16 protein-coding genes are annotated in these 14,403 nt (G+C 68.9%); 9 read left to right on the forward strand and 7 right to left on the reverse strand.

The annotated features are described in order from the left end of the window. Window positions 1-97: 97 nt before the first annotated feature. Both ACOMD9_RS06575 and ACOMD9_RS06580 read left to right on the forward strand, forming a co-directional pair. Entirely contained in the window at window positions 98-346 is a 249-nt protein-coding gene (locus ACOMD9_RS06575) for a hypothetical protein (protein ID WP_421412941.1), read from the forward strand. A 130-nt stretch (window positions 347-476) separates the two neighbouring features. Then, entirely contained in the window at window positions 477-2,210 is a 1,734-nt protein-coding gene (locus ACOMD9_RS06580; RefSeq protein WP_421412942.1) for an NADP-dependent isocitrate dehydrogenase, read from the forward strand. A 12-nt stretch (window positions 2,211-2,222) separates the two neighbouring features. On the opposite strand, the gene cydC is transcribed toward ACOMD9_RS06580, so the two are convergent. From cydC to ACOMD9_RS06605, 5 genes are read right to left on the reverse strand one after another with little or no spacing between them, the layout of a single operon-like run. Continuing rightward, window positions 2,223-3,917, reverse strand: a complete 1,695-nt coding sequence (gene cydC, locus ACOMD9_RS06585) for a thiol reductant ABC exporter subunit CydC (RefSeq protein WP_421412944.1) — start codon at window positions 3,915-3,917, stop codon at window positions 2,223-2,225. Continuing rightward, window positions 3,905-5,668, reverse strand: coding sequence for a thiol reductant ABC exporter subunit CydD (cydD, locus tag ACOMD9_RS06590; RefSeq protein ID WP_421412946.1), 1,764 nt, complete (start codon window positions 5,666-5,668; stop codon window positions 3,905-3,907). Before cydD ends, cydC begins: the two co-directional genes overlap by 13 nt. Continuing rightward, the gene (cydX, locus tag ACOMD9_RS06595) at window positions 5,652-5,783 is read right to left on the reverse strand and encodes a cytochrome bd-I oxidase subunit CydX (RefSeq protein ID WP_421412947.1); all 132 of its coding nucleotides are present in this window, start codon (window positions 5,781-5,783) and stop codon (window positions 5,652-5,654) included. Before cydX ends, cydD begins: the two co-directional genes overlap by 17 nt. 12 nt (window positions 5,784-5,795) lie before the next feature. Further along, window positions 5,796-6,932: a cytochrome d ubiquinol oxidase subunit II gene (gene cydB / locus ACOMD9_RS06600; protein WP_421412948.1), complete on the reverse strand. Its 1,137-nt coding sequence runs from the start codon at window positions 6,930-6,932 to the stop codon at window positions 5,796-5,798. Window position 6,933: 1 nt separating this feature from the next. Then, a complete protein-coding gene (locus ACOMD9_RS06605) occupies window positions 6,934-8,514 on the reverse strand; it encodes a cytochrome ubiquinol oxidase subunit I (RefSeq protein ID WP_421412950.1) in 1,581 nt (526 codons plus the stop codon). Between the two features lie 648 nt (window positions 8,515-9,162). On the opposite strand from ACOMD9_RS06605, the gene ACOMD9_RS06610 reads away from it, so the two are divergent. The 6 genes from ACOMD9_RS06610 (at window position 9,163) to ACOMD9_RS06635 (ending at window position 13,442) form a co-directional block, all read left to right on the forward strand. After that, window positions 9,163-9,591 carry a TraR/DksA family transcriptional regulator gene (locus ACOMD9_RS06610; RefSeq protein WP_421412951.1) on the forward strand — a complete coding sequence of 143 codons (429 nt, stop codon included), beginning with the start codon at window positions 9,163-9,165 and terminating at the stop codon, window positions 9,589-9,591. Further along, window positions 9,591-10,811, forward strand: coding sequence for a zinc metallochaperone GTPase ZigA (gene zigA, locus ACOMD9_RS06615; protein WP_421412953.1), 1,221 nt, complete (start codon window positions 9,591-9,593; stop codon window positions 10,809-10,811). Before ACOMD9_RS06610 ends, zigA begins: the two co-directional genes overlap by 1 nt. 3 nt (window positions 10,812-10,814) lie before the next feature. Next, window positions 10,815-11,894, forward strand: coding sequence for a CobW family GTP-binding protein (locus ACOMD9_RS06620; protein WP_421412955.1), 1,080 nt, complete (start codon window positions 10,815-10,817; stop codon window positions 11,892-11,894). A 70-nt stretch (window positions 11,895-11,964) separates the two neighbouring features. After that, complete coding sequence (folE2, locus tag ACOMD9_RS06625) at window positions 11,965-12,864, forward strand: GTP cyclohydrolase FolE2 (protein ID WP_421412956.1); 900 nt, start codon at window positions 11,965-11,967, stop codon at window positions 12,862-12,864. A 73-nt stretch (window positions 12,865-12,937) separates the two neighbouring features. Continuing rightward, the gene (locus ACOMD9_RS06630) at window positions 12,938-13,291 is read left to right on the forward strand and encodes a beta/alpha barrel domain-containing protein (RefSeq protein ID WP_421412957.1); all 354 of its coding nucleotides are present in this window, start codon (window positions 12,938-12,940) and stop codon (window positions 13,289-13,291) included. Window positions 13,292-13,295: 4 nt separating this feature from the next. Beyond that, entirely contained in the window at window positions 13,296-13,442 is a 147-nt protein-coding gene (locus tag ACOMD9_RS06635) for a hypothetical protein (RefSeq protein ID WP_421412958.1), read from the forward strand. Here the strand turns inward: ACOMD9_RS06635 and ACOMD9_RS06640 are convergent. Further along, complete coding sequence (locus ACOMD9_RS06640; RefSeq protein WP_421412959.1) at window positions 13,420-13,842, reverse strand: type II toxin-antitoxin system VapC family toxin; 423 nt, start codon at window positions 13,840-13,842, stop codon at window positions 13,420-13,422. The two genes, ACOMD9_RS06635 and ACOMD9_RS06640, sit on opposite strands and share 23 nt — an antisense overlap. Continuing rightward, window positions 13,839-14,081, reverse strand: a complete 243-nt coding sequence (locus ACOMD9_RS06645; RefSeq protein WP_421412960.1) for a FitA-like ribbon-helix-helix domain-containing protein — start codon at window positions 14,079-14,081, stop codon at window positions 13,839-13,841. Before ACOMD9_RS06645 ends, ACOMD9_RS06640 begins: the two co-directional genes overlap by 4 nt. A gap of 141 nt (window positions 14,082-14,222) precedes the next feature. On the opposite strand from ACOMD9_RS06645, the gene ACOMD9_RS06650 reads away from it, so the two are divergent. Then, window positions 14,223-14,403 (forward strand): helix-turn-helix domain-containing protein (locus tag ACOMD9_RS06650; protein WP_421412962.1); only part of this gene is annotated, 181 nt, incomplete at its 3' end.

Raw genomic sequence — 14,403 nt, forward strand, 5'->3', positions numbered from 1 at the left:
CTCGACCCGGCGGGGTGAGCGTCTCCAGGCGATGCTCGCCAAACCGGCTCTCTGCTGCTAAGGGTGAAACAGGCATACCCAGCGGAGGGCCAACCCCGTGCCCCAACACGAGAGGACCATCATGGCCTTCGACGGCCAGGGCCGCGAATACATCATCGATGTCTTCGTCAGCGTGCGTGACATCAGCGACCTTCAGCATGCCGGCGCCACCCACCACGAGCTGCCCGCCTTCCGTACCCGAGAGGGCCATGAGGTCACCTACCTGGGCGGCGGCGAGTTCTCGGTCATGGTGCCGGGCGACGAGGCCGGCGTGATCGTCCGGACGGACGACTCCGAGTTCGCTTGAGGAACAGGAGTGGCCGCCTGCCCCCTGCGAGGGGGTACTCCCTTGGCCGTCTGGCGCGGGGCAGCCGGCAGGCGTACCCTGTGCGCATTCCAGCTTTGCCCCATTTCATCGGCTCCACAAGGGAAGAGTGATGAGCAGCAAGATCAGAGTCGACGCCCCCCTCGTCATCCTGCATGGCGACGAGATGGCCCAGGTGGCCTTCGAGAAGATCCTCGAGACCTTCGTGACCTCCCGGCTGGCGATACCGCTGGTCGAGATCGACCTCTCCGCAGAGAATCGCCTGGTCACCAACGGGCAGGTGGTGATCGACGCCGTCGAGGCGCTGAAGAAGCACGGCGTGGGGGTCAAGAACGCCGGGATGACGGTCAACCGTACCCAGCTCGGCGAGCTGCTGGCCGCCCACCCCGAGCTCGATACCACCCGCCTGCACCCGCTGGCCACCAAGTCGCCCAACGGCGCCATCCGCAAGGGCATCGGCGGCAACATCACCCGCGAGGACATCGAGTTCCGCAAGCTCGAGGTCAAGAAGCCGGCGTGGATCGACCGCGACATCGTGGTCGACACCATGGAGGTCGGCGGCATCAAGGACAGCTTCAACGAGCTCTCCCGGGCCACCGGCATCGTCAAGCTGATGTTCGTGGGCCCCAGCGGCGACCCGGTGGAGCTGCACCGCCGCGAGGTGAAGAAGGGCGATCCCTGGCTGCTGGCCACCAACGACATCGACGACGTCAGGGCCTGGGCGCACCGCTTCTTCCAGCGCGCCATCGACGAGAAGCGCGACATCTACCTGGGCCTCAAGGACACCGTGATCGCCGGCTACGACGGCGTGATGCGTGCCGCCATCGAGAGCATCTACGAGCAGGAGTACCGCTCCCGGGTCGAGGCGCTGGGCCTCGCCTACCACTACGAGCTGATCGACGCCCAGGCGGCGCGACTCGTCGCCAACCCGCCGGAACGCGCGCTGTGGGGGGTGCCGGACAACACCACCGGCCGCAAGCTCTACAAGCTGGTGGAGCAGCTCAAGCTCCACGGCATTCCCGACCGCAAGGCCCAGGTCTCCATCTCGCGCATGAGCGCCGGCGGCGGCGACCAGTACGGCAGCTTCAATGCCCCCGCCGAGGAGGACGGCATCCTCAAGGTGATCGTCGACGGCGAGGAGAAGCACGCCCGCCACGTCCGGAAGGGTGACCCCATCCTGCTGATGTCCAACGACCACCAGGCGATCAAGGACTGGGTGACCCAGGTGTTCCGCGACGCCTCGCGCAAGCAGAAGGAGGTCTACTTCGGCCTCAAGCGCGAATACATGGAGTACGACGAGGTGTTCAGCACGGTGATCACCGACGTGCGCCGCGAGCTCGCCGAGGCCGACACGCCGCCGCCGTCGTTCATGATCATGCGGCCCTCCAGCCAGCTCATCAAGATGATCACCGACCCGCCCCGCAACGCCCTCTACCCGGCGCAGAACCTGGACGGCGACATCTTCTCGGACATCTCCGCCGCGCTCGGCGGCAGCCTGGCCACCGCCAGCTCGATCATCGAGAGCAAGGACGGCACCATGCTGTTCGAGGCGCCCCACGGCACCGCCCACGACCTCTACCTGACGTACCTGGAGAGCGACGGCAAGGAGGCCCACTTCAACTCCTCCGCGCTGCTCTTCGCCGTGGCCAACGCCCTGGAGGCCCTGGGCGAGCGCGAGGAGAACGCCGCTCTGGTCGACTACGCCCACCGCCTCAAGGCGGCGCTGATCGACACCGTCGACGCCGGCATCATCACCGGCGATCTCAAGGGCAAGACCACCGACCCTGCCGCGGAGACCATCGTCGACATGCAGGGCTTCCTCGACGCCGTGGCCAGCCGGCTGTAACGGCCGCCGGGGCTAGCTGTACGACCGAGGCCACCCCTGCTCGTCCAGCACCAGCTCCTGCAAACGCCCGGCGGGGGCCTCCAGCGACACATGGCTGGCCACGATCAGCAGGCCCTCGCCCTGGCGGCGCAGCAGGCACTCGGTGACCCGCGACCGGGTGGCAGCGTCCAGCCCGGCCAAGGGCTCATCGAGCAGCAGGATGGGCCGGCGCGCCAGCAGCAGTCGGGCCAGGGCGATGCGTCGCGCCTGGCCGCCGGAGACCGCCGCCCCGTACTCCCCCAGCGGCGTGGCCAGCCCCTGAGGCAGGCGGCGCGCCCACTCTCCCAGCGCCAACTCGTCGAGCACCTGCCATAGCGCCTCGTCGCTGGCCTCGGCGTCGCCCAGGCGCAGGTTGGCGGCCAGGCTCATATCGAACAGGTCCCACTGCTGGGGCAGGTAGCCGATCACCTCGTGAAAGCGCCACTCGTTCAGCTCTCGGCCGTTGAGCCGACACTCCCCGGCCGAGGGGGCCAGCTCGCCGGCCAGCACCTGCAGCAGGGTCGACTTGCCGCACCCGGAGGGGCCGCGCAGGCAGAGCGCCTCGCCGGCACGCAGCATCAGGTCGACGCCTTCGGGGCCGTTCAGCGCCCCGGGCATCCGGGCGCTGATGCCGTCAAGCGCAAGGGACCAGGGCGACGAGGGGGTGCCGGCCACGGCTGGCGGAGGTTCCGGCACACCGGCCGGCTCGGCCACCAGGGCGTTGAGGCGATCCCTGGCGGCAAGGCTGGCGCCGAGGGAGACGAAACTGCCCGCCAGGGGGGCGAGGATCTCGCCCAGGCCGAGCAGCGCCAGCACCGCCGCCAGCAGCAGCGCCACCGAGAGCCCCGACTCCGACAGCAGCGGCACGCCCCACCACAGCACGGCCACGATGGCCACCCCCAGCGCCACCTGCTGCAGGGCCCCCACCAGGCTGGCCAGCCGCCGCTGACGCTCCTGATGGTCGAGACAGCGCCGGTCGTGCTCCGCCACGCGGCGGCGGACGTCCCCCCAGCGCCCCCACAGCAGCAGCGGAGTGATCGCCGCCAGGGGCTCCACCAGCGCCTCGCGGCGCGCCTCCCCGAGCTCGGCGTCGCGCCGTGCCAGCCGGCTTCCCTGCCAGAGGGTCAACAGCGGCAATCCCAGCCAGGCCAGCAGCAGCCCGGGCAGCGCCGCCAGCAGCAGGATCGGATCGAGCCAGGCCAGCATCCCCATGACCACGAGCGACAGCAGCCCCGCCCAGCCCCAGGGCAGCAGGGCGCTGAGCACGAAGCGGTCGAGCCGGTCGATATCGGTGACCAGGCGGTGCATGGTCGCCGCACTGCCGGTCGAGGCCCGGGCAGTGCCGGGGGATCGGCGCCCCAGGGCGTCGAACAGCCGACAGCGCAGATCCTTGAGCAGCCCCAGGGCAGCGTGGTGCGAGGCCAGACGCTCGCCGTAACGCCCGGCGGTACGCACGATGGCGCACAGGCGGATCAGCGCCGCCGGGCGGAAGTAGTCGAAGCCCAGCAGGGCCACGGAGGCCACCCCCGCTGCTGCGGCGGCGGTGATGAACCAGCCGGAGATGGCCAGCAGGGCCACCACGGCCAGCAGGGTGGCGGCACCGATGACGAAGGCCAGCGCCCAGCCGCCACGGCGCAGGCGGAGCAGGTCGCGCAGGCGAATGGCGGGGGCGGATTTCAGCTCTGACATGACGGCATTTCCTCGTGCGTCGCTTCTCGCCACTCCCCTTCCCGGCGCTCCTGTCGCGGGGCGGCCGCCCCCAGTGTCAGGCGGCGATCCACCCACTCGAGGCCGTCGGCCTCATGGCTGACCAGGATCACGCTGCGCCCGCGGCTGAGCCGCTCGATCAGGCCGTTCAGGCGCCGGGCGGCGTCCGGGTCGAGGTGGGCGGTAGCCTCGTCGAACAGCCACAGCGGCGCCTCGCGCAGCAGCAGCTGGGCCAGGGCGAGGCGCTGCAGCTGACCGCCGGAGAGCCCGCGCCCCCGCTCCCCCAGCAGCGTGGCAAGCCCCTGGCGGGGCGCCAGCAGCGGCCACAGCTCGACCTGCTCGAGCACGGCGACCAGTTCGGTATCGCCGGCCTCGGGGGCGGCCAGGCGCAGGTTGTCGGCCACGCTGCCGCGCAGTACCGGCGGGTGCTGGCCCAGGTAGCCCAGCCGGCATTGCCAGGCCTCGCGCTCGAGCTCGGCCAGCTCATGGCCGTCGACGGCCAGCGAGCCCTCGTAGGGCGCAAACCCCAGCAGCGCTTCGAGCAGGCTGGACTTGCCGCTGCCGCTCTCGCCCTGCACCAGCAGGCGCTCGCCGGGGGCCAGGTCCAGGTCCAGCGGCGCCAGTCGCCGGCGGCCAGCGTCGCCGGCCACGGCCAAGTCGCGACACGCCAGCCGCGGTGGAGCCGCGGCGTCGGCCACGGCAAGCCGGTCGGCGGGCCGCCAGGGGCGGGCATCGAGCAGTGAGGCGAGCTCACGCATGGCACCCTCGGCCTCGGCCCGGGCGTGGTAGTCGGCGCCCAGCTGGCGCAGCGGGGCGTAGAACTCCGGGGCCAGCAGCAGGATGAACAACGCCGACGGGTAGATCACCGGCACCTCGCCCTTGGCCCAGGGCAGGATCCCCAGCAGGCCAAGCCCCAGGTAGAGGGCCACCAGGGCGATGGCCAGCGCGGAGAAGAACTCCAGCACGGCGCTGGAGAGAAAGGCCAGGCGCAGTACCCCCATGGTGCGCCCGCGGTAGGCCTCGCTGGCGGCGGCGATGCGCCGAGAGGCCTGGGCGGCAGCGCCCAGCCGCTGCAGGGTGCCCATGCCGCGCACCAGATCGAGAAAGTGGCCGCCGAGGCGGGCCAGGGTATCCAGCTGTCGGCGACTGGCACCGGCGGCGGCGCGCCCCACCAGCACCATGAACAGCGGCACCAGGGGGGCGGTCATCAGCATCAGCGCGGCGGCCAGCGGGCTGTGCAGGGCGATCGCCACGCCGAGCAGCAGGGGCACCAGCACCGCCAGGCGGCTCTGCACCCGGTAGCGGCTGACATAGTCGTCCAGGGCATCGACCTGCTCCAGCACCTGGGCGCCCAGGGCGCCGTCGCTGCCGAAGCGGCGCCGCGACGGACCCAGCTGTCCCAGGCGCTCCAGCAGCTCGTGGCGCAGGGCGGCCCGCGCACCGCGGCTGGCCTGGCGGGAGAGTGCCTCGCGACCGGCGTGCAGCAGCGGGCGCAGCACCAGGCAGGCGGCCAGGGCCGCCAGCCAGCGGGGGTCGGGCGTCATGAACGACGTCCCCTCCTGCCAGGCCAGCAGCCAATGGGAAAACAGGGCCGCCAGCAGCCAGCTCTGGGCGACCAGCAGCACGGCGCCCCCCAGCGCCAGCAGCAGCGCACCGCGCAGCCACCAGCGTTGGGGGGCGAGGCAGCGGGTCAGCCGCTGCCGGGGGGTGGGCGAGTCAGTCGCCGCGGTCATGCTCGGCGTCCCCCGCCGGTTCGCCTTCGTAGCCGTTGAGCTCCAGCCACATGGCGTTGAGGATGCCGAGGGCAGCCGCCAGGGCGACACCGAGAATCCAGGCGAAATACCACATGAGGTGACCTCCTTAGTAAAGTGCCTTGTCGTTGTCGCGGATGTACTGCTCGTTGAGTCGGCCGCGCATCACCCAGTAGCTCCAGGCGGTGTAGGCCAGCACCAGCGGCACGAAGATCAGCACCACCACGAACATGATCATCAGCGTCAGCTCGCTGGCGGTGGCGTCCCACATGGTCAAGCTGTGGTTGGGGTTGAGCGACGACGGCATGACGAAGGGGAACATGGTGACCCCGGTGGTCACGATCACCAGGGTCGTGGCCAGCGAGGAGCTGATGAAGGCCAGGGCGTGGCGGCCCGCCTTCATGGTCAGGGAGCAGAGCACGAAACTGGCCAGGCCCAGCACCGGCAGCAGCCAGAGTGCCGGGAAGCGGGCGTAGTTGTAGAGCCAGCCGCCGCTGCTCGCCTCCACCAGCTTGGCGGTGGTGGCGTTGTGGCCCTGGGTGTCGATCACGCTGGTGACCTGATAGCCATCCACACCCAGCAGCAGCCAGATGCCGCCCAGCAGGAAGAGCACGGCACAGGCCAGGGCGGTGCGGCTGCCCAGGACGGCGCTGCGCTGGCGCAGCTCGCCTTCGGTCTTCATCTGCAGCCAGGCGGCCCCGTGGGTGAGGAACATCAGCAGGCTGAGCACCCCGGCCAGCAGGCCGAAGGGGTTGAGCAGCCCCAGCAGCCCGCCCTGGTAGTCCAGGCGCAGGATGTCGTCGAACTGGAAGGGCACGCCCTGCAGCAGGTTGCCGAAGGCCACGCCGAAGATCAGCGCCGGCACCGCCGAGCCGATGGTCAGCATCCAGTCCCAGCGGCTGCGCCAGGTGGGGCTGTCGAGCTTGGAGCGGTAGTCGAACGCCAGCGGGCGCAGGAAGAGTGCGAACAGGGTCAGCATCATGGCCAGGTAGAAGCCGTTGAAGGCGGCGGCGTAGACCGGCGGCCAGGCGGCGAAGAGCGCGCCACCGGCGGTGATCAGCCACACCTGGTTGCCGTCCCAGTGGGGCGCCACGGAGTTGATCATCACCCGACGCTCCTCGTCGTTGCGACCCACCACCTTGAGCAGGCCACCCACGCCCATGTCGAAGCCGTCGGTGATCGAGAAGCCGACCAGCAGCACGCCGATCAGGACCCACCAGATGAATCTGAGCGTTTCGTAATCCATGTCATGCCTCCTGAGGCTTGCTGGCCGGGATGTCGACGGGGGCGTCGATGGCGTCGGGACCGGCGTGGTAGCCGCTGCCGGAGGGCCCCTTGCGAGCGAAGTGCTGCATCAGCCAGATCTCGATGATCACGAAGAGGGTGTAGAGCACGCCGATGGCGATCAGGGTGAAGAGCACCTGGTTGAAGGTGAGGCTGGAGACTGCGATATGAATGGGCAGGATCTCGCCGATGGCCCAGGGCTGACGGCCATACTCGGCCACGAACCAGCCCGCCTCGGAGGCGATCCAGGGCAGCGGCAGGCTGAACAGGGCGAAGCGCAGCAGCCAGGGCGACTTCTCGGGCTGGCGACGCACGCTGTGCCAGAAGGCCAGCGCGAAGAGCACCAGCATGACGAAGCCGGCCGCCACCATGATGCGGAAGGTCCAGAACAGCGGCCACACCTTGGGAATCGAGGCCTCCACGGCGCGGTCGATCTCGGCGGCGGTGGGGGCGTTCATGTCCTCGGTGTAGGCGCTGAGCAGCAGGCCATAGCCGACATCGTCACGCACCTCCTCGAAGCGGGCGGCATCCTCCTCGGTACCTTCGCCGCTGCGCAGGCGCTGCATCAGCACAAAGGCTTCACGGCCGTTGACCATGCGCTCGCGATGCTGCGCCTTGAGCTCACGCAGACCGGTGACCTCCTCGCTCAGCGAGCGGGTGGCGATCAGCCCCATCACCGCCGGGATACGGATGGCGTAATCGGTGCGCTCCTCCGCCTGGTTGGGGAGCCCCACCAGGGTGAAGGCGGCCGGTGCCGGGTGAGTCTCCCACTCCGCCTCGATGGCGGCGAGCTTGACCTTCTGCACGTCGCCCAGCTCATAGCCGGACTCGTCGCCCAGCACGATCACCGAGAGCACACTGGCCAGGCCGAAGGCCGAGGCGATGGCGAAACTGCGGCGGGCGAAGGCGACCTCGCGCCCCTTGAGCAGGTACCAGCTGGAGATGGCCAGCACGAAGATGGAGCCGGTGACATAGCCGGCGGAGACGGTATGCACGAACTTGACCTGGGCCACCGGGCTGAGCACCACCTCGGCGAAGCTGGTCAGCTCCATGCGCATGGTCTCGAGGTTGAACTCGGAGCCGATGGGGTACTGCATCCAGCCGTTGGCGACCAGGATCCACAGTGCGGAGAGGTTGGTGGCCAGCGCCATCAGCCAGGTGACGGCCAGGTGCTTCTGCTTCGACATGCGGTCCCAGCCGAAGAAGAACAGGCCCACCAGGGTCGACTCGAGGAAGAAGGCCATCAGCGCCTCGATCGCCAGCGGCGCCCCGAAGATATCCCCCACATAGTGGGAGTAGTAGGACCAGTTGGTGCCGAACTGGAACTCCATGGCGATGCCGGTGGTGACCCCCAGGGCGAAGTTGATGCCGAACAACTTGCCCCAGAACTTGGTCATTTCGCGATAGATGGTCTTGCCGGTCATCACGTAGACCGTCTCCATCATCGCCAGCAGGATCGAGAGACCCAGCGTGAGGGGTACGAACAGGAAATGCACCATCGCCGTGAAGGCGAACTGCAACCTGGATAGTTCAACGATATCCATGAGCGACTCCGTGAAATGAGCGGGTATCACGGCAGGCCGTCTGCGAAGAAGGGGCGCTACCGAAGTCACTATAGGCGAGCCATAGCAGCGAAAATTTGACATGCATCAAGACTGTAAGGCCGCTCAAGCTCCTGATGTACGGGGAAAAGCTGAAACGGAGGCAGCGATGGACCAACTGCCGATAATCAATATTAAAGGTACCCGTAATGCTAATTACCTTGATGTTCTTGAGGAAATATTAACAATAAATGATTCATCAATAATGCGACTTATACCGGGAGTGGCCTCGAAAAGTGCTCGCCCCCCGACGCTCGCTCGGCCTGCGGTCTGGTGTCGCAGCGGGGGCTATCCCGCTGGCCGCGAAGGCCAAGGGGCTGATCAGCCCGAGTACCCCGTGCCGGTACTGACGGTTGCAGCCCGGCTCGAGGTACTCGAGTACATGCCACGGACGGCTTCAACTCGAATGAAAGATACGTTATAACATCACGCCTCAGCGAACCATGGAGATCCCGCATGACGATGCCAGCGCCAGCGACCCCGGCCGGCTAGTCTGCGTTCTCCCGCTGGTCCCTTGGCGACGAGGTCGATGCCCTGCCGCGACCGTTCGAGGATGGCATCGACACCGCCGCCCAATGACGAGAGACCGCCATGCCGTACTCCCCTGACGAAGCTCGCCTGCTGGCGATGCCCGATGACGACTACATGAACGACGCACAGCTGGCCTTCTTTCGAAACCGTCTGCTCGAGGAGAAGGCACAGGTGGAGCGCCACCTGAACGAGGTGCGTGCCGCCATGGCCTCCCATGAGCGCGACAGCGACGAGCTGGACCAGGCGGCCTTCGAGGAGGCGCTGCGCCTGCAGCTGCGCCAAGCCGATCGCGAGACGCGCCTGCTGGCCAATATCGACGCGGCCCTGCGCCGTATCGACTCGGGCGACTACGGCTACTGCGAGGAGACCGGTGAGCCGATCGGCCTCCCGCGGCTGCTGCTGCGCCCCACCGCACGGCTGTGCCTGGAGGCCAAGGAGCGCCAGGAGCAGCGCGAGAACCACTACCGCAAGACCCGAGGTGAAGGCTGATGACATCCCTGCAAACGCCCCTGCCGGTGACCGTGCTCTCCGGCTTCCTGGGCGCCGGCAAGACCACCCTGCTCAACCACATCCTCGCCAACCGCGAAGGGCGTCGCGTGGCGGTCATCGTCAACGACATGAGCGAGGTCAACATCGACGCCTCGCTGGTGCGCGGCGCCCCCGGCGGCGACGGCGAGGTGACCCTCAATCGCGCCGAGGAGCGGCTGGTGGAGATGAGCAACGGCTGCATCTGCTGCACCCTGCGCGAGGACCTGCTGATCGAGGTGCGTAGGCTCGCCGAGGAGGGGCGCTTCGACACCCTGGTGATCGAGTCCACCGGGATCTCCGAACCGCTGCCGGTGGCCGAAACCTTCACCTTCGCCGACGAGCAGGGCCGGAGCCTCTCGGATATCGCCCGGCTCGACACCCTGGTGACGGTGGTCGACGGCGCCAACTTCCTCGCCCAGTACCGCGAGGCGCAGTCCCTGGCCGAGGCGGGCGAGAGCCTGGGCGACGACGACGAGCGCAACGTCGCCGACCTGCTCGTGGACCAGATCGAGTTCTGCGACGTGCTGCTGATCAGCAAGACCGACCTGCTCACCGCCACCCAGCTCGACGAGCTCACCGCGGTGCTGCGCTCGCTCAACCCCGAGGCCGAGCTGATCCCCATCCGCCACGGCCAGGTGCCGCTGGACAAGGTGCTCGAGACCGGCCGCTTCAGCTTCGAGCGGGCCCAGCAGGCGCCGGGCTGGCTCAAGGAGCTACGCGGCGAGCACGTGCCGGAGACCCAGGAGTACGGCATCTCGAGCTTTGCCTACCACGCCCGGCGCCCCTTCCGGCCGCAGGCGTTCTTCGACCTGCTGCACGGCGACTGGTTCGGCGGCAGGCTGCTGCGCTCCAAGGGCTTCTTCTGGCTGGCCACGCGGCCGCAGTTCGCCGGCCAGTGGAGCCAGGCCGGCGGCATCGCCCACTACGGCTTCGCCGGGATGTTCTGGAAGGCGGTGCCCGAGTCCAACTGGCCGGACGACCCCGACTACCGCGCCGCCATCCTGGACAAGTGGCAGGAGCCCTTCGGCGACATGCGCCAGGAGCTGGTGTTCATCGGCCAGAACCTCGACGAGGCGCGCATCCGCCAGGCCCTCGACGCCTGCCTGCTCAGCGAGGAGGAGCTGCTGGCCGGCAAGGACGCCTGGCAGGCGCTGCCCGACCCCTTCCCCGCCTGGGAGTAGCCCATGCTCGACGCGGACCTCTTGCCGGTCACGGTGCTGACCGGCTTTCTCGGCAGCGGCAAGACCACCCTGCTCAACCGGCTGGTGCGCCAGCCCGCCATGCGCGATGCCCTGGTGGTGATCAACGAGTTCGGCGATATCGGGCTCGATCACCGGCTGGTCGCCGAGGGCGACGAGCACAGCGTGGTGGAGATGAGCAGCGGCTGCCTGTGCTGCACCATCCGCGGCGACCTGAGCCGGAGCGTCCAGCAGGCCTGGGAGGCGCTCGAGCGCGAGGGTGGCCGGCCGATCTCGCGGATGATCATCGAGACCACCGGCCTGGCCGACCCGGCGCCCATCCTGCACACCCTGATGACCGACCACTGGCTGGCGCAGCGCTTCCGCCTGGACGGCGTGGTCTGCCTGGTGGACGCGGCCAACGGTGTCTCGACGCTGAACGCCCATCGCGAGTCGCAGCGCCAGGCCGCCATCGCCGACTGCCTGCTGGTCACCAAGGCCGACCTGGTGGACGACGCCCGCCTGGCCCGGCTCCGCGAGCAACTGAGCGAGGTCAACCCCGCCGCCGAGCAGCTCGACGTCCGCCACGGGGAGGTCGACGCCGAACGGCTGACCGCCAGGCGCCTGCCCGCCGCGGGCAATAGCGAGGGCCGGGCCGAGGGCTGGCTCGGTGCCGCTTCCTACACGCAGGTGTCGCCCGCGGCGGGGCTGGCTTCCGCCGACGCCTCCGCATCGCTGCTGGCACCCGCGGCCACCGCCCCGCTCAGCCGCCACGGCGAACAGATCCGCTCCTTCTGCTTCAGCGTGGAAACGCCCATCGCCCCCGAGGTGCTGGAGGACTGGCTGGACCTGGTGATGACCCTGCTCGGGGACAGGATGCTGCGCATCAAGGCGATCGTGAACGTGGCGGGCCAGGCGCATCCGCTCGCCCTGCACGGCGTGCAGCATATCTTCCACCCGCCGGTGACCCTGCCGGCCGAGGCGTGCCCGGACGGCGTCTCGCGCTTCGTGTTCATCACCAGCGGCGTGGCGCCCGAGGCCATCACCCGGCTGTTCGACTACTTCCACGCGGCCCCGGACGCCTGAGCCAGGGTGTCGGCCGAACCTGTATGCTATGTTATAACGTTGCTTTACAGCCATTGATCGAGCCGCTTTCATGAACAAGCTCCCCCTGGAAGATATCGCCGCAGCGCCCGCCCCGCGCCTTGGCACCCTGAGCTGGGTCGGCATGGAGCGCATCGCCCTCCCGCTGCAGGTGGCCGGCCAGGCCATCGCAGGCCAGGCATCGGCAGGCGTCAGCCTCGACGACCCCACCGCCCGCGGCATCCACATGTCGCGCCTCTACCTGGCACTGGAGGCACTCGAAGGGCAGGAGCTCTCGCTCCCGCGGGTGGCGGCGGTGCTCGACACCTTCCTGGCCAGTCACGAGGGCCTCGCCCGCCAGGCCTTTCTCGACCTGGAGGGCGAGGCACTGCTGCGACGCCCGGCACTGATCAGCCCGCTGTCGGGCTGGAAGACCTATCCCTTCGCCCTGCGCTGCCGACGCGACGACCGGGGCCTGCACGCCACGCTCGACCTGACCGTGGGCTACTCCTCCACCTGCCCCTGCTCGGCGGCCCTGGCGCGCCAGCTGATCCAGCAGGCCTTCGACGCGGACTTCACCGAGATGCCGGTGACTCGCGAGGCGGTGCACGCCTGGCTGGGCAGCGACCAGGGCATCCTGGCCACGCCCCATAGCCAGCGCAGCCAGGCACATCTCTCGGTGCGCCTCGATACCGGGCGGGACGAACTGCCGCTTCAGCGCCTGGTGGACGGTGTGGAAAGCGCGCTGGGCACCGCGCTGCAGACGGCGGTCAAGCGCGTCGACGAGCAGGCCTTTGCCCTGGCCAACGGCCAGAACCTGATGTTCTGCGAGGACGCCGCGCGGCACCTGCATCACGCCCTGCGCGACCAGCCCGGCATCGGCGGCTTCGCGCTGCGCGTGGTGCACGCCGAGAGCCTGCACGCCCACGACGCCGTGGCGCGCAGCGAGTGGAACTGGCGGGAGGAGGGGTAAACCCCCGGAGGCAGCAGGCGGGTGCCGCAGCGTCGACGAGTCACTCGGCGACCTCGGCCGGGTGATCGAGCGCATGCGCCGAACCGAGGGCACCCGGCTGCGCGAGCGACACACACCGGATGCTCTGGCCTGGGCCTTCCACGGCCACGACACCTTCGGCATGGGGGTGGCCAATGCGCTGTTCGCCATCCACCACGATGCCACGGCGGTGGACACCGCCTGCGCGGGCCTGGGGGGCTGCCCATTCGCCCCTGGCGCCACCGGCAACACCGCCACCGAGGACCTGCTCTACGCCCTGCAGGGCGGCGGCGTGACGACCGGCACCGACCTGTCCCGGCTGCTCACTGCCGCCGACCTCATCGCCGCCCTGCCCGGCGGCCAGACCGCCAGCCACCTGCGCCAGGTGCCCCGGGAACGGGTGAGCTGAAGGCGTGCCGGTCGTCGTCCTGCTGGCCGCCACCCTGTTCGCCCTGCTCGCCGGCATCTCGCTGGCCGGGCTATGGCTGATTCGACAGGCGCGCAATGCCCTGGTGGAAGAGGCGGCAGGCCGGCCTCTCAGCCCTGCTCCCAGGGATTGATAAGCGGCACATCGAGCCCTATGAAGTCCTTCACGTTGCGGCTCGCCAGCGTAGCCTCGTGGCGTAGGCAGATCGCCGCAATCTGGGCGTCTGCCATTTGCACCGCCCTGCCAGCCTGCTCGCTGGCGGCGACGCGTTCGGCATAGCGCATCGCCGCCTCACCATCGAAGGCCAGGATACGACCGGCGAAGTCCTCATCGAACATCGCTGCCGATGACGCCATCAACGAGCGCTTGCGACGGCCATCCGGCAGACGCTCGATGCCGTACAGGATCTCGGCCACGGTGATCGCCGTAATAGCCACCGTGGCCGTCTCCTGTGCATCCAGCCAGTCGACGACACACGGTTCAGGCACAGGGCGCATCAGCTCGGAGAGCACATTGGTATCGAGCACGATCACTCTTCGAACTCCGCCACCCGCGGCCGCTGCTTACGGCTCGGCAGCTCCAGTTCGACACCTCCCTCCGCGGCAAAACGCTGCCGAATCCGACTGCCCAGGCCCTGGGTCGGCTCTGCAGACAGTGCCCGACGCAGGATGGTGCGCACTTCTTCCTCCATGGAGTGCCCATGGCGTGCCGCCGCCAGGCGCAGTTCAGCCTTCAGGTCGTCATCCAGGTTGCGGATCGTGATGGTTGCCATGGCAACTCTCCTGCTATCAATGAAGGCAATGAGATCATTGATTGCAATATAGGCCAAGCGTTCCTCCCAAACACATCACCCTTGACACAGGCCTGTTCCTTTAATAGAACGTTCGTTAAAAGGAACGGCTGGAACCCCGTCATGGACAAGCTCTCGCTCGGCACCCTCGGCCAACACCTGCAGACCCTGCGACTCGCCCGGGGCTGGTCGCTCTCGCAGCTGGCCGCCGCCGCCGGCATCGCCAAGTCGAACCTGTCGCGTCTCGAGCAGGGCAACGGCAATCCCACCCTGGACACCATCTGGCGGCTGGCGGTGCAGCTGA

This window comes from Halomonas terrestris (assembly GCF_049166755.1).
Lineage (GTDB): Bacteria > Pseudomonadota > Gammaproteobacteria > Pseudomonadales > Halomonadaceae > Halomonas.

Bases quoted from the DNA above. Each gene is read 5' to 3' on its own strand.
- ACOMD9_RS06580 (WP_421412942.1), top strand. From the start codon at position 477: ATGAGCAGCAAGATCAGAGTCGACGCCCCCCTCGTCATCCTGCATGGC.
- cydC (WP_421412944.1), bottom strand. From the start codon at position 3,917: ATGTCAGAGCTGAAATCCGCCCCCGCCATTCGCCTGCGCGACCTGCTC.
- cydD (WP_421412946.1), bottom strand. From the start codon at position 5,668: ATGACCGCGGCGACTGACTCGCCCACCCCCCGGCAGCGGCTGACCCGC.
- cydX (WP_421412947.1), bottom strand. From the start codon at position 5,783: ATGTGGTATTTCGCCTGGATTCTCGGTGTCGCCCTGGCGGCTGCCCTC.
- cydB (WP_421412948.1), bottom strand. From the start codon at position 6,932: ATGGATTACGAAACGCTCAGATTCATCTGGTGGGTCCTGATCGGCGTG.
- ACOMD9_RS06605 (WP_421412950.1), bottom strand. From the start codon at position 8,514: ATGGATATCGTTGAACTATCCAGGTTGCAGTTCGCCTTCACGGCGATG.
- ACOMD9_RS06610 (WP_421412951.1), top strand. From the start codon at position 9,163: ATGCCGTACTCCCCTGACGAAGCTCGCCTGCTGGCGATGCCCGATGAC.
- zigA (WP_421412953.1), top strand. From the start codon at position 9,591: ATGACATCCCTGCAAACGCCCCTGCCGGTGACCGTGCTCTCCGGCTTC.
- ACOMD9_RS06620 (WP_421412955.1), top strand. From the start codon at position 10,815: ATGCTCGACGCGGACCTCTTGCCGGTCACGGTGCTGACCGGCTTTCTC.
- folE2 (WP_421412956.1), top strand. From the start codon at position 11,965: ATGAACAAGCTCCCCCTGGAAGATATCGCCGCAGCGCCCGCCCCGCGC.
- ACOMD9_RS06630 (WP_421412957.1), top strand. From the start codon at position 12,938: ATGCGCCGAACCGAGGGCACCCGGCTGCGCGAGCGACACACACCGGAT.
- ACOMD9_RS06645 (WP_421412960.1), bottom strand. From the start codon at position 14,081: ATGGCAACCATCACGATCCGCAACCTGGATGACGACCTGAAGGCTGAA.